Origin of the sequence: Desulfoscipio sp. XC116 (assembly GCF_039851975.1) — a bacterium.
Classification (GTDB): Bacteria; Bacillota; Desulfotomaculia; order Desulfotomaculales; family Desulfallaceae; genus Sporotomaculum.
In genome coordinates, this window is record NZ_CP156660.1 from 1,309,292 (window position 1) to 1,322,638 (window position 13,347).

The window sequence follows — 13,347 nt, forward strand, 5'->3', positions numbered from 1 at the left end:
TTCTGAAATTTTGTGTTTGCCAACCGGAATTAACTATTGAATTATATGTTATATATGGTTTTCCTGCAAAGAAATAGCTCCGCGGGTTAAAAATTAATACCCGAAATATAATTAACATACTTTATCTAAGTTCATATGCATGGTATTGAGCATAAGCCAATGAAAGAATGGATTGAAAGTGATAGGAAAAAGTTTTATTCGGACGAGTTTTGCACTTGAATGTGCAATTTTCAGGGTCATGCGTATTATGGCTAAAATGAAACCTACTCCAAACCCTCAAACTGCAGGTTATAATAATGGGCATAGAGACCGTTTTGTTGAAGCAGCTCTTTGTGGCTGCCTCTTTCCTTCAGGCCATCATCGGTGATGACAACGATTTCATCGGCATTTTTAATGCTGCTGAGACGGTGGGCGATGACAATGGTGGTGCGGTTTCGGGATAGTTTTTCCAAAGAGTGCTGAATGTATTTTTCGCTTTCATTGTCCAGGGCCGAGGTCGCTTCGTCGAGAATGAGGATGGGCGGGTTCTTCAGGAAAACCCTGGCAATGGAGAGACGTTGCTTTTGCCCGCCGGAGAGGCGGACGCCGCGTTCCCCGACATAAGTGTCGTAGCCCTGCTCCAATGACAGGATGAAATCATGGATATTGGCCTTACGGGCCGCTTCCATGATTTCTTCATCCGTGGCGCCCGGTTTGCCGTAAGCGATGTTATCCCCGACTGTTCCGCTGAACATATAGACATCCTGCTGGACGATGCCGATAGCCTGCCGCAGGGAGTCCAAGGTTATCTCGCGGATATCCAGGCCGTCGATCAGAATGGAGCCTTGCGTAACGTCGTAAAAGCGGGGCAAAAGGGAGCATAGTGTTGTCTTGCCGCCTCCGGAAGGTCCGACCAGAGCGATGCTCCTGCCGGGAGCGATCCTGATGCTGACATTGTGCAGAACGTCGTAATCGTTGTTATAGCGGAAAGATACGTTTCTGTATTCGATTTCGCCGCGGACACGGGTTAAGGGCACGGCGCCGTCCTGATCGGTAATCTCCGGCATGGTTTCCATAACATCCTGGAAACGTTTAAAGCCGGCAAAGCCCTTTTGGAACTGTTCCGTGAAATTGATCAGCACCTCCAGCGGGTTTACATAAATGTTGATGTAGAGGATATAGATAGCCAGCTCGGTGACCTGAAGCTCGCCCCGGGCAATAAACAGGCCGCCGCTGACTATGACAACCAGATAAAGAAGACCGGAGAAAAAAGAATTCCAGGCGTGATAGCCGCCCATCATTTTATAGGCGTTGGATTTGGATGCCAGGAATTCCTCATTGCTCCGGCCAAATTTTTTTCTCTCCGTTTTTTCGTTGGCGAAGGATTTGACGACGCGGATTCCCGCCAAGCTGTCCTGAAGGCTGGAGTTGACTTTGGCTATTTTTACCCGGTTATCCGTGAAGACGGTTCTCATTTTCAAATTCCGGTGAACGCTGTAAACGACCATGATCAGGGTCACCAGGAATAACAGCAGGGTCATTTTGATATTTAACAGGAGTAGGAGAAGAAAAGAACCGATAATTTTGATTGCGGAAATAAAGATATTTTCCGGGCCGTGGTGGGCCAGCTCGGAGATATCGAAGAGGTCGTTGACGAGCCGGGACATCATTTCCCCGGTATTATTTTTGTCGTAATAAGAAAAAGACAGGCGCTGAAACTGGTTGAACAAATCCCGGCGCATGTCCGCTTCCATTCTGGCGCCCATGATATGTCCCCAGCAGGTAATAAAATACTGACAAAAATATTTGATGACGTACAAGGCAAGCAGGGCGAGCCCGACAAATGAGATCCCCTGCAGAATTACCGTTTTGTCCCGAAGAAACAAATCCTTGCTTAAGTAGTGCAGGACCTGCGGAAAGGATAAATCAACCGCCGAGACGATCAAGGCGCAGACCATATCGGCGAAAAAAAGGAAACGGTACGGGCGATAGTATTGCGCGAATAATTTTAGGACTCTCATAGGATCATTATACCATTTTTCGCAGGCCCGTGCTCTTTAGTTTCCCTTAGCCTCTGGCAGGACCCTCGGAAAACCGATTTTTTTAGTTGTTTTAAATAAAACCCGCCATGTATTTTATTTGGTCCGCGGGGATGTTCACTGCCTCCTGACGGCGGTTGGGATAGTTCTCCACTGCCGTAAGCCTTTCTTTGCCTGGCCTTGGCCAGCAGTTTATCGTCCTTGGCGGTATAAACAATAATATCGGAAACCCTGAGTTGCTTGTCAACCGGGGCCACCGTATCTGTGTCCTGTTGAACATTTTCAAGCGGGCATCTGCCAAACTGCTTGCCCTTATATGTTTTGCAAAAGGCACTACAAGCAAAGCCTGAATATGGCTGTTTCGATGCCGGAAATGAGTAATGCTTTTGAAGGGGCATACGCGAACACGGAAGTCTAAGGGAAGTTAAGCGCTTCGAGAAATAATAGCTTTATTGCATAAAAGCCGGGGCAAATTGGAAAATTAATATTGGAAACTTAATAGTGGAGGTGTTGAAATTGCTAACTATAGCATTGGATGATAACCTGAGCAGACTGCGCGATGACCTGGTAAAAGAAGGGTTTAGAGTGGTGGATAAAAAAATGGCTGATCACGCGGACGCACTTATTGTATCAGGCATGGAAAATAACTTTATGAATATGCAGGATATTAAAACGGATAAAAAGGTTATCAATGCCAGCGGAAAAAGTGTCGGGGAAATTGCCGACGAACTTCGCGGGTTTATGTAAAACGGGTTTATGTAAAAGCTGGAAACAAATAAAACAGTCCGGCGGCTCGGGAGCTTTCGGACTGTTTTATTTTCAGCCTGTTGCATTGATGCTTTTGCAAGGTTACCATTCCGGCTTGAAACGCTTAATCCGCAGTGCATTGGATACCACCGATACAGAGCTGAAAGCCATGGCGGTGCCGGCCACTACGGGGCTTAAAAATCCCATGGCGGCGACGGGGATGCCGATGGTGTTGTAAGCCAGCGCCCAGAACAGGTTTTGCCGGATGTTTCGAATGGTGGCCCGGCTTAGGGCAATGCTGTCCACCACGCTTCTCAAGTCGCCCTGAACCAGAATAATATCAGCGGTCTCGACGGCTATGTCCGTTCCGCTGCCGATGGCAAAGCCGACGTCGGCAGCGGCCAGGGCGGGAGCATCATTAATGCCGTCGCCCACCATACCGACCACCAATCCTCTGGCCCGCAGTTCGGAAACCTTTCGGGCTTTATCCTCAGGCAGAACTTGGGCCAGCACATGGTCTCCCTTGATCCCGACCGACTGGGCAATCGCCTGGGCGGTCAGCATATTATCTCCGGTAAGCATCCACACTTCAATACCCATTTTATGCATTTTGGCTACCGCTTCCACAGAGGTTTCCTTAATGCTGTCGGCTACCGCCAGAACAGCAGCCGGTAAGCCGTCCAGTGCCATGAGCATAACGGTTTTGCCTTCGCTTTCCAGCTTTTTGATTTCACTTTCGAAAACTTCAGGCAGCGTTATACTCTTTTCCTGCATCAGTCTTTCGGTACCCACCAGGACGTTTTTTCCGTTGACAATGACCTCAATGCCCCGGCCCGGAACCGCTGAAAAAGAAGTGGCCGCTCCCATCTCCTGACAACCGGAGCCTGCTTTTTTCACGATAGCCTGGGCAATGGGATGTTCGGAATTTTGCTCCGCCGCACCGGCCAGCTTAAGCAGATAGTCCTCTTGGTTGGCAAAGCCCGGGGCCGGGATCAAGTCGGTAAGAACCGGCTCCCCATGGGTGATGGTGCCCGTTTTATCCAGCACCACGGCATTAATGCGGTGGGCCTGCTCCAGATGTTCCCCCCCCTTGATCAGAATACCGTATTCCGCTCCTTTGCCCGTGCCGACCATAATGGAAGTGGGAGTGGCCAGGCCGAGGGCGCAGGGGCACGCGATGACCAGGACGGCGGTGAAGTTTAAAATGGCCCTGGTTAGGTTGCCGGGGTCTCCAATAAAATACCAGACCAGGAAAGTAGCGGCGGCAATACCAATGACCGCGGGTACGAAGTACCCGGAAATGACGTCCGCCATCCGTTGGATGGGAGCTTTGGAACCCTGGGCTTCTTCCACAAAACGGATAATCTGCGCCAGGGCTGTATCCCGCCCGATTCGCACGGCCTCAAAGCGAAAGGTGCCTAACTTGTTTAAAGTGGCGCCGGTTACGGGATCACCTGCTTTTTTGTCCACCGGCAGGCTTTCCCCGGTAAGCATGGATTCGTCCACCGTGGAGTGTCCTTCCTTGATAATTCCGTCCACCGGCACTTTTTCGCCGGGGCGCACCACCACTAGATCACCAACCACAACTTCTTCCACCGGGACGTCTGTTTCATTGCCGTTTCGAATTACCCGGGCTGTTTTCGCCTGCAGGCCGGCCAGCTTCTTTAAAGCTTCGGACGTTTTGCCCTTGGCTCTTGCTTCCAGCATTTTGCCCAGTAAAATGAGAGTCAACAGCACGGCGCTGCTTTCAAAGTAAACGTGGTGCAGACCCAAACTAGGACCCCAAAAAGTTACCACTGTGCTGTATATATAAGCGACACTGGTTCCCATAGCTACCAGGACCGACATGTTGGCGCTCCGGTTCTTTAAGGCCATGAAAGCATCCCGGTAAAAATGGTAGCCGGCTATTACTTGTACCGGCGTGGCAAACCCAAACTGAAACCAGGAGTTGTGTAGTATTTGAGGAAAGATTTTTTCAAAAGGCGCCAGCATGCCAAGCATACCGGCAAATAGCGGGGCGGAGAATACTGCCGCGAAGACAAATAGGAATAACTGTCTTTTAATTTCTTTTTCCCGCTCATCCTTTTCCCGGTCGGGATTTACTTCACCCACTTTGCGGGCCTCGTAGCCCAGCAGTACCACTGCGTTGATCAGATCGGCGGCGCTGACTTCGGCGGGATGATATACAACGGAGGCTTTTTCCGTAGCCAGGTTGACAGCAACGTTCGCTACACCGGGAAGCGTTTTTAACTTCTTTTCAATCCTGGCCGCGCAGGCCGCGCAGCTCATGCCGCCAATGCTCATATCAAGCTTTTCCTGTGGGACATCAAAACCAAACTGTCTGATTTTATCTACCATTTGTTGGGGTTTTACCCGGCTGGGGTCGAAGTCAACCGTGGCTTTTTCAGCCGCTAAATTAACCCGGGCTGCGCTCACTCCTTCTATTCCGGACAAACCCTTCTCCAATCTGGCGGCACAGGCCGCGCAGCTCATCCCCTTGACCTGTATTCCAATTTTGGAGAGTTCCCGCTCATTTTGTACGCATTGCCTGGAACAGGCAGCGTCATTTTCAGTCATGCGCTATATACCCCTTTCCGGTTTAAAACTGAGCTCCTGCCCAAGCCTGGGTTGCAACACCGGCGGTTGTCCCGGGTTATTATTGCAAATATATGTCGCGCTGTTATGCTGCAACAGTGAGTATGCCGCTTGTTTTTTCAGCATGCCCCGGCTTACTTAAAAAGTTACCTCTTTACTTCATACCCGGCTTTTGTTATTGCCTCAATCAACTGCTCAGGGGTGGCCGTGCCCGTTACCGCTAATTCCTTCTCTTCCAGATTCACCTGGGCATCTTCCACGCCTTTTACTTCCTTAGCCGCTTTTTCCACTGCCATCTTGCAGTGATTGCAACTCATGCCTTCTACTTTTAAGATTGTTTTATTCATTTAGTAACCAACCTCCGTTAAGATTTATTAAGCAACCTGGCAATTGTTTTAGTTAATTCGAAAACAACTTCCTCGTCACCCGCCATTAATTGATCCTTAATACAAAATTTAATGTGTTTTTCCAGCAGCAGCTTGGCTACTCCGCTCAGTGCAGACTGAGCCGAAGCAATCTGATTTAATACATCGTCACAGTATACTCCCTCTTCGATCATTCTTTTAATACCGCGCACCTGTCCTTCAATGCGGTTTAGACGTTTGGACAAATCCTGCGCCGTTTTTTCATCACGCCAATTTCTATGCTTCTTTTTCCCAGTATTTTGACAGCACGGAAATTGTTTGGGGTCTTGTGTTTCCAGTTCTTCGCACCTCCCAAAATAGATAGTATACCCCCCTACCCTATGTGTCAAGGGGTTATTTAACAAATCATTAAATAAACATTAAAGTAAAACCCTAACGGCCTTAACCTTTGTCCATTATGATTGTTTTAAAATTATTGGAGGTGTTGTATTTGAACAGCAGGTTTAAAAGCTGGCAGGGGATTGCCGCCTTGTTGGCGGCATTGGTCTATGATTTCAGCCGATGAGAGGGAAAAATCCTTTACCGAGCAGGAAAAAGTTCTATACGGCAGTTACGAGCCTCTAAGCGTAACCCTTTCCCACATCGTGAACAATAGAGCCGGTCTCAGCTTTACTTCATATTCCCATACCGGTCTTCCCGTTCCGGTATACGCTATAGGCGTGGGAGCCGAAATGTTTGACGGTTTTTATGATAACACACTGATTTACCATAAGCTGGCTGCCATTACCAAAATCAAGCTTAATAAGGCCGCTTAGTCTTAGTCTTGATCTAATGTAATTTCTCTTTTTGCTGGAAAACCATATATTATAAATTATCCTGAGTGGGAGCCAACCGCTCAGGTTTTTTTAAAACTAACGGAGGTAGTTAGATTGTCCAATAAAATTATGATATCTGCTAATATAGCTTCGCTGCGCGGCATCCCGGCGCACGAACTTATCTTTAATATGATTGTTATTATCTTTATAGCAGTTCTAGCTGTAATACCCACCGGATTCCCAACCAATACTTATCCCGACAGTGTCCAGGCGGTTGCCAGAGTCCTGGAAGTGAACAATGATAACGCATTTAGCACGGTTGGCTTTGTTTTTGAGGGCGAACAGGTTTGTAAAGTGGAAATAATAAACAGTGCTTTTAAAGGGCGGCAGGCTTATGCCGAAAACAGGTTCACGGGCAGGCTTGAGGCGGACAAGGTATTTGCCAAGGGAGATAAGGCATTGGTGGTTATAGACTACACCGGACAAAAGATCAGGCATGTTAATATGATTGACCATTATCGGGTTAATCTGGAGGCCCTGCTGGCGGGTATCTTTGCTTTGTTTTTGATATTATTTGCGCGGTGGACCGGGGTTAAGGCACTGTTGTCCTTTATATTGGTCATTTTAATGATTTGGAAATTATTAATTCCCATGCTGCTTAACGGCTGGAATCCCATAATAATTTCTTTATTATTTGTAGTTACTTCTATCTCTTTGGTGCTTGTTCTAGTGGGGGGGGCTGAATAGAAAATCTTTAGCGGCCATTCTTGGTTCCCTCTCGGGAACTTTACTAACCACTATACTGGCCGTTCTATTTGGCAACAGTTTCAAAGTGCACGGCGCTGTGCTGCCACACTCCGAAACGTTGCTTTATGCGGGTTACGCTCATCTTAATCTTACCGATATCCTTATTGCAGTGGTTTTCATTGCTTCGGCGGGCGCCCTGATGGACCTGGCCATCGACATTTCCGCGGCTGTATATGAGGTGGTGGAAAAAAATCCTTGTATCAGCCGGGCGGAGGCTATCCAAAGCGGTTTCAACGTTGGCAGGACCGTTGTAGGTACAATGACCACCACTTTATTATTTGCCTATACGGGCGGCTACATAGCTTTATTAATGATTTTTATGGCCCAGGGAACCCCTGTCATGAGCATTTTGAATTTAAAGTACGTGTCCAAGGAAATTATGCATACCATTGTGGGCAGCTTCGGTCTGGTGGCGGTGGCTCCTTTTACCGCTCTAATAGCGGGCACGCTTTTTACCGGGGAAAATTTCACCAAAAACCTGGTGAAAAAAAAAGAATGTGCGAACGCACATGAATAGTTTCTCAAGCTGGCTCCGAAAGTGGGGAAAGGGTGGGGAATAGCAATCCCCACCCTTTGTCTTTATTGATTATGGCTCATTTTCATAGCAACAACCCATCAGTTGGGTTTCGCATTATCGGCCGGATGGAGTGGCCCAAGTGTAATTATAAATTTAATTTTTTAGGGTACCGGTTTGGTATACTTTTAGAGTAGCGAATTCGTTTCCAAAACAGAAGGTATATTTTGAGCAAGGGTGAAGTCATTTTTATTAATACGCTAATATGCTTAGGGAGGGTTTATTAAATGAACTGCAAGGGATGTAAAGATAGAAAATGTTATGTTGAGGGGAAAACCTGCTTTCCGTGGACCGAAGAATTGGAAAAAGCCTATAGCGATCCTGTAAACAAAAAGCTGTTGGCAACGGCTACTGCGCTTGAGGCTAACTTTTATATGCAGTTGACGAGGGTGGAGGAAGTCATTCGGTTCGCTCAAGAAATGGAATACCATACTATTGGTATTGCTCATTGTATTGGATTAGCCAGAGAGGCTGAAGTTATTGCTTCTATCTTTGAGCAGTGGTTTGCTGTGAAAGTGGTTTGTTGCAAGATTTGCGGAAAAGATAAAAAAGAGATGGATCTGTTGCAGATTAATAATGATAAATTTGAAGCTATGTGTAATCCGGTAGGGCAGGCGATGAATTTAAACAAGGAAAAAACAGATCTTAATTTGCTTGTCGGCCTTTGTGTGGGACATGATATTTTATTTATCAAATATTCCGACGCCCCTGTGACTACATTGGTGGTCAAAGACCGCGTATTAGCTCATAACCCGCTGGGGGTAATTTATTCCCGGTATTATTTAAAGAATAAGTTTCATGTTCCCGGCATCATATAGCAAATTCAGTCGGCAAATATAGCTGATAAATAATGGGCTTGCCGCAATTAAACCCCTGCCGCTTTTGGCAAGGTCAAGTATATCAATAGCTGGTTACTCCAATTCGTTATAATGACTAGGATAAAGGTTAAATAAAAGGAGGCTGAAAACGGGGTAGATAACAGCCGTAGCCGCTGCGACTATGCCGGCATCATTTGTAAACAAGGCAACCGCTGCTCCAAATAATCCCGCATAGCAACCGTTTAATATATTGGGAGTATTAATGCGTAAATGCTCTAAAAAATTTAGCCTGAATTTAAACATAAGCAGCATTAAAAATATGGAAGCTACCAATACACCACTCCAGTAGGAATAACGCATTAACCTTAAATCCATTTCCAGCTTTCGCACAATAATGTCCAGCATACTGGTTAAACCGCTTGACTGAATATCCTTAATGGCCCTGCCTACATGGGTTTTAGGCACCCCCAACGAATCGGCGATAGAGATGAAGGCGAGGACGGAAAAAACTGCGGCAATAACAATAAGCAGCTGTTTTTTGCCGGTACGATAACCCATGCTTAGCCAAAATAGTGTTACAAAGGCTGCTGTGACAGAAATGGATGCACCGGCTTTAGACCCCAGGCCTGGAAAGACCATGATCAGTAAAATACCGGCCATAACCAAGCCTACCATGGCAATTTGTCCACGGAATCGTTTCAGATCCAGGAAAGCAGCCAGACCCAGGGTGGAGGCGCCGATGACAGCTCCCATTAATTCGTTGCCGATACCATAAAAACGGGCACCACGCTGTGGGTCGTAACCCAGGGGTGAATTTAAAATTATATTAGCCCCTGTAAACAAATCAAAAAATAATAATATCAGAAAGGACAAGCAAATAAATAAAATGGACGTTTCTATATTAAAATGTTTATAAAGAAAGCTCATGATCACAGTCAATACAATTACAATCGCAACCAGAGTAATGAAAGATAATAAAATATTAATTGCACCAAATGTACCCATAATTAAAAGTGCCAGCGGAAGGGTAAGGATGGCTAAAAAATTGTAAAAAAGGGTTCTTTTTAAAATGTTTGAAATATCCACATTAAAAAGGCGCAGTACAGATAAAACTAAGCTGAATGCCAATACGGCCAGAATATAATAAGCAACCGTACTTAATATGGGCACCCGTCGTATGGTGTTATTTACCAGCTTAGCCTTTAAGTCTGTCATAAACCTTAGTTTTTCATTTTGATCTGCGTTCTCAACGGATATAGATTCGCCAATCATGGTGGAAGGCCGGTCAATATAAAAGTATTTTAAAACAGTTGATGCCAGATCAATATTAGCTACAATGCCGCGACGGTGTGTTGTACTTGATGTAAGCAAACCGGGTGCAATACCGGAACCGGTAAGGATGACGGGAGTAAGCGTGTCTTTTAAATTTTTATTGATTGTTGATGGAGTTGGTGCCACCACTGCCAGGCAATCTTTATTTAAGTTAATATTTTTTAGCAGCTGCCCCAATAAATTGTCGGCCCTGATTAAAGACTGCTGTAAATGGTGATTGGCCGTTTTTTCCCCCGGTGCGGAAGCGTAAACAGCCGTTCTGGAGGTATCACCGAAATTAATTAACAGGACCTGGCTATGAGCGTAATGCTGCCGAAATAGGTCGACGATTTTTTCCTCGTTGGCACGTATTCCAAAAGGAGCTGTATAATCCGTGATATTTGTATTGTTGGAAATATCACCGTAGTCCACCAATCCCCGATTGTCCATCAGGAGTGTAACGGCCTGGCGGCCATAAATATACTTGGGGAAAATTGCGTCCTCCGGGGGCATGTCTGAATTTCCGATCACAGAGGTCTTTATGCCGGCTCTGTGTAATGCTTCGCCCAGTGCGCCAATATCCACAGTATAGTGCTGATCCTCATTTAATGTTTTAATTTGTTCCACTGTAAGGCTTATAATATTTTCCGGGTTTACTTCTACGTTATTAGTACGACGCATGTATATGCCTGTTACAGGTTCTCCGTTTAGTTCATCTTTCGCGTTAAAAGCCTGAGAGGCGGCGGGATACCCAACGGCCCTGTTTCCTGTGCCAATGGTTACAAAAGAATTGTCCGGTGTTTGAGCACCACCGGTGGAGGTGTTCATAACCGCAATGGCGCCTTCTTTAATGATAGTCTTAAAATGCGGCAAGTCGGAGTTGGTTAAATCCTCCAAACTAATCTGATCAACTACCAGAATTATAAAATGACCTTGCTTGTTTGAATCTGCTATCGCAGTTTGTGGGAGAGCGGTTATTAAAAGAGCCGCCAAAAATAATTGAAGCAAGTTAAACACAAATCTGTATTTCATAAATACCTCATGCTACTCAAAGATTTCCGCTGCAGAACTATTTTCTGGTAATAAGCTAAAGCTTATAATATCAGGTTAACTTAAAAATGTAAAATGTTGCGAAGCATTTTTTATACAAACAGCATCGCCATTATAGCGGAAGCGGTTGTTAACAGTATAGAGATTGTAAATGCCGTTTTAATAACTTGGCTTTCTATACCCAGCGCATCAATGGTAGCAGCAGCGTTCTGCAATTTGGCCGGTGATATTACACTGGCCAATCCTCCACCTATGGCGGTTGCCGCGATTACTATCAGGGGGTCGGCATGGAGCATTTCTGAAGTTAATAAATGGTATTTGGTGAACATGGCAATAGTTGATGCCTCACTGCCGCTTACAAAGCCCCCAAACAGCCCCAGAAAACTGCTGACAAACGGATACAGGGAGCCGAAGGTGTTTGCCGACGCCTGGGCTAAAACAGCAATCATATTTGAATCGGGGTTAGTAACCTTCCAAACATCACCCGTGTTCTGCACACCAGAGTTGTTTAATACAAAGGCTATGGCGAAAAACACACCTGCTGCAATAGTTGGCCTGGGAGCCCGGGTTATCCATTTGGACCAGGTTTCTTTGATGGCTTTGCCGGAAGGTTTAATGAATAAAGCCGCTAAGACGGTACTAATAAATACCCAGGTGTATGCGTTCCAGAGCATCCTGGTTTTAATAATTTGGCCGGGAATGATGGCAATCGGCATGGCTATGCTGTTAAATAACAGATCAAATATTGGTTTATAAAAATTGAGCGCTAATAATATGCAAACTAAAACCAACCAGGGAGAAAGCGCGGTTAATAAAGACATCTCCCTTTCTATACTCCGGTCTTCTTTAGTTAAATTAGACCGGTCAATAATTGGCTGTCCGGTGATTATTAAATAGACAAGCATCATTAAAATTGTGCAAATACCTGCAACTACACCCGTTAATACCACTCCTGAACTCAGGAAGGGAATATAACTCATGGCAATGGCGACACCACCGTTGGTCACTCCGGCCAGGATGCAGGGTATAAACCCTTCCTTAATTAGTTTGAACCGGCCTACAATCCACAACATGCCAAAGCCAATTAAGGTAGATATAACCGGCAGGAATTTGGAAAACACCTGGGCCGACTCCACCAGTGGAGTACCGGTTAAGTCTCCAAAGACAACCAGTGGGGCACCGAGCAGTGCAAAAGTACACAAAGCATCAAAGCCAATTGCCGGCAGGGCAACTGCAACAAAGGTAGAGTAACCCAGAGCCAATAAAATAGGAGGCAAAATGGATACGGGAGTTGCGCCAATAGATACTAAAAGAGTTCCCGCACCTACATTGAGCAGCATAATTTGAGCTGCTTTATTATTAGGGGCCAGTGTTTTAATGAATACTACGATTCTTTGCAGAGCACCGGTAGCCTGCATAAAGGTTATTTGAAAAATTGAGGCCAGAACCATGACGGAAACAGGAAAGGAAGAAACGAGACCGGCCAGACTGGACTTGAGGCTAACCTCAAGTGAGGTGTTAAAAAAAAGTAAAGCAATAATGATTGTCAATACCCAACCTGCCGCACCGCTGACATCTGCCGGCAATTGTCTTCTGATCATTAAATACACAATAAACATAATTGGCAACAGTGTCAAAAAAACCAATAATGCCATAAACTTACCATCCTTCCATTCTACAATGATGATTTAAGCAGCTAATTACTTATTATACTAAAAAAATGTAATTCGGCAATAAAAAAATTCGATTATGGTATTTGGTCATTTTTATTGGATGATTATTGATTAAGTGGCAAATTATTAAACTAATAAAATAGATAATCTCAATAAAGCCTGCATTGGCCAAGATTTAATGATTTTTTTTAAAAATTTTACAGTAAATTGACCTAAAATACAGATTGCAGTTCTTATACCAACGAGTATTATTGTATTGATAATATAAATTTAAAAATTAATACGCTTAATCCAATTGGAGCGGGGGAACCAACTTTTGGGGGTGAATCTCACTTGTGTGGGTAGGGTTACTCTTTCGACCCGAATCCGTCAGCTAACCTCGTCAGCGTTGAAAGGGGCTAAACGGTCTAATCCGGGTGCTGTTAAAATTATTTTAACGCCTGGCTTATTTGTGCTGTTTAAAAAGTCCTGTTCAACAGGGCTTTTTATTTTGGTAAAACTAAGCTTCAGGTTATTAAGGAGTCTATTAAGGGAGGTGTACATTAGGTAAGGGATATAAGTAAATTATAATTAT

Annotated in this window: 12 protein-coding genes and 1 riboswitch; of the genes, 5 read left to right on the top strand and 7 right to left on the bottom strand. The window is 45.2% G+C overall.

Annotation, left to right across the window (positions count from 1 at the left end):
- Positions 1 to 263 precede the first annotated feature (263 nt).
- Complete coding sequence (locus tag ABDB91_RS06190) at positions 264 to 2,000, bottom strand: ABC transporter ATP-binding protein (protein ID WP_347490731.1); 1,737 nt, start codon at positions 1,998 to 2,000, stop codon at positions 264 to 266.
- Positions 1,997 to 2,275, bottom strand: coding sequence for a hypothetical protein (locus tag ABDB91_RS06195; RefSeq protein WP_347490732.1), 279 nt, complete (start codon positions 2,273 to 2,275; stop codon positions 1,997 to 1,999). The genes ABDB91_RS06190 and ABDB91_RS06195 overlap by 4 nt, the downstream gene beginning before the upstream one ends.
- Before the next feature lie 259 nt (positions 2,276 to 2,534).
- On the opposite strand from ABDB91_RS06195, the gene ABDB91_RS06200 reads away from it, so the two are divergent.
- Complete coding sequence (locus tag ABDB91_RS06200) at positions 2,535 to 2,765, top strand: YkuS family protein (protein WP_347490733.1); 231 nt, start codon at positions 2,535 to 2,537, stop codon at positions 2,763 to 2,765.
- Positions 2,766 to 2,867: 102 nt separating this feature from the next.
- Here the strand turns inward: ABDB91_RS06200 and ABDB91_RS06205 are convergent, their stop codons facing one another.
- The 3 genes from ABDB91_RS06205 to ABDB91_RS06215 form a co-directional block, all read right to left on the bottom strand.
- Positions 2,868 to 5,342, bottom strand: a complete 2,475-nt coding sequence (locus ABDB91_RS06205) for a heavy metal translocating P-type ATPase (protein ID WP_347490734.1) — start codon at positions 5,340 to 5,342, stop codon at positions 2,868 to 2,870.
- 164 nt (positions 5,343 to 5,506) lie between these two features.
- Positions 5,507 to 5,707 carry a cation transporter gene (locus ABDB91_RS06210; protein ID WP_347490735.1) on the bottom strand — a complete coding sequence of 67 codons (201 nt, stop codon included), beginning with the start codon at positions 5,705 to 5,707 and terminating at the stop codon, positions 5,507 to 5,509.
- 17 nt (positions 5,708 to 5,724) lie between these two features.
- Entirely contained in the window at positions 5,725 to 6,063 is a 339-nt protein-coding gene (locus ABDB91_RS06215) for a metal-sensitive transcriptional regulator (RefSeq protein WP_347491542.1), read from the bottom strand.
- Between the two features lie 210 nt (positions 6,064 to 6,273).
- On the opposite strand from ABDB91_RS06215, the gene ABDB91_RS06220 reads away from it, so the two are divergent.
- The 4 genes from ABDB91_RS06220 (at position 6,274) to ABDB91_RS06235 (ending at position 8,739) form a co-directional block, all read left to right on the top strand.
- Positions 6,274 to 6,540, top strand: coding sequence for an alkaline phosphatase (locus ABDB91_RS06220; protein WP_347490736.1), 267 nt, complete (start codon positions 6,274 to 6,276; stop codon positions 6,538 to 6,540).
- Positions 6,541 to 6,654: 114 nt separating this feature from the next.
- Complete coding sequence (locus tag ABDB91_RS06225) at positions 6,655 to 7,287, top strand: YibE/F family protein (protein ID WP_347490737.1); 633 nt, start codon at positions 6,655 to 6,657, stop codon at positions 7,285 to 7,287.
- A 16-nt stretch (positions 7,288 to 7,303) separates the two neighbouring features.
- Positions 7,304 to 7,864 carry a YibE/F family protein gene (locus ABDB91_RS06230; protein ID WP_347491543.1) on the top strand — a complete coding sequence of 187 codons (561 nt, stop codon included), beginning with the start codon at positions 7,304 to 7,306 and terminating at the stop codon, positions 7,862 to 7,864.
- A gap of 284 nt (positions 7,865 to 8,148) precedes the next feature.
- Positions 8,149 to 8,739, top strand: coding sequence for a DUF1847 domain-containing protein (locus ABDB91_RS06235; protein WP_347490738.1), 591 nt, complete (start codon positions 8,149 to 8,151; stop codon positions 8,737 to 8,739).
- 93 nt (positions 8,740 to 8,832) lie between these two features.
- On the opposite strand, the gene ABDB91_RS06240 is transcribed toward ABDB91_RS06235, so the two are convergent.
- Together ABDB91_RS06240 and ABDB91_RS06245 are read right to left on the bottom strand one after the other, a co-directional pair.
- Positions 8,833 to 11,082 (bottom strand): hypothetical protein, encoded by a 2,250-nt coding sequence (locus tag ABDB91_RS06240; RefSeq protein ID WP_347490739.1) that lies wholly within the window; start codon positions 11,080 to 11,082, stop codon positions 8,833 to 8,835.
- 110 nt (positions 11,083 to 11,192) lie between these two features.
- Positions 11,193 to 12,755 (bottom strand): L-lactate permease, encoded by a 1,563-nt coding sequence (locus ABDB91_RS06245; protein WP_347490740.1) that lies wholly within the window; start codon positions 12,753 to 12,755, stop codon positions 11,193 to 11,195.
- A 291-nt stretch (positions 12,756 to 13,046) separates the two neighbouring features.
- A riboswitch (cyclic di-AMP (ydaO/yuaA leader) is annotated at positions 13,047 to 13,176 on the top strand.
- Positions 13,177 to 13,347: the final 171 nt, after the last annotated feature.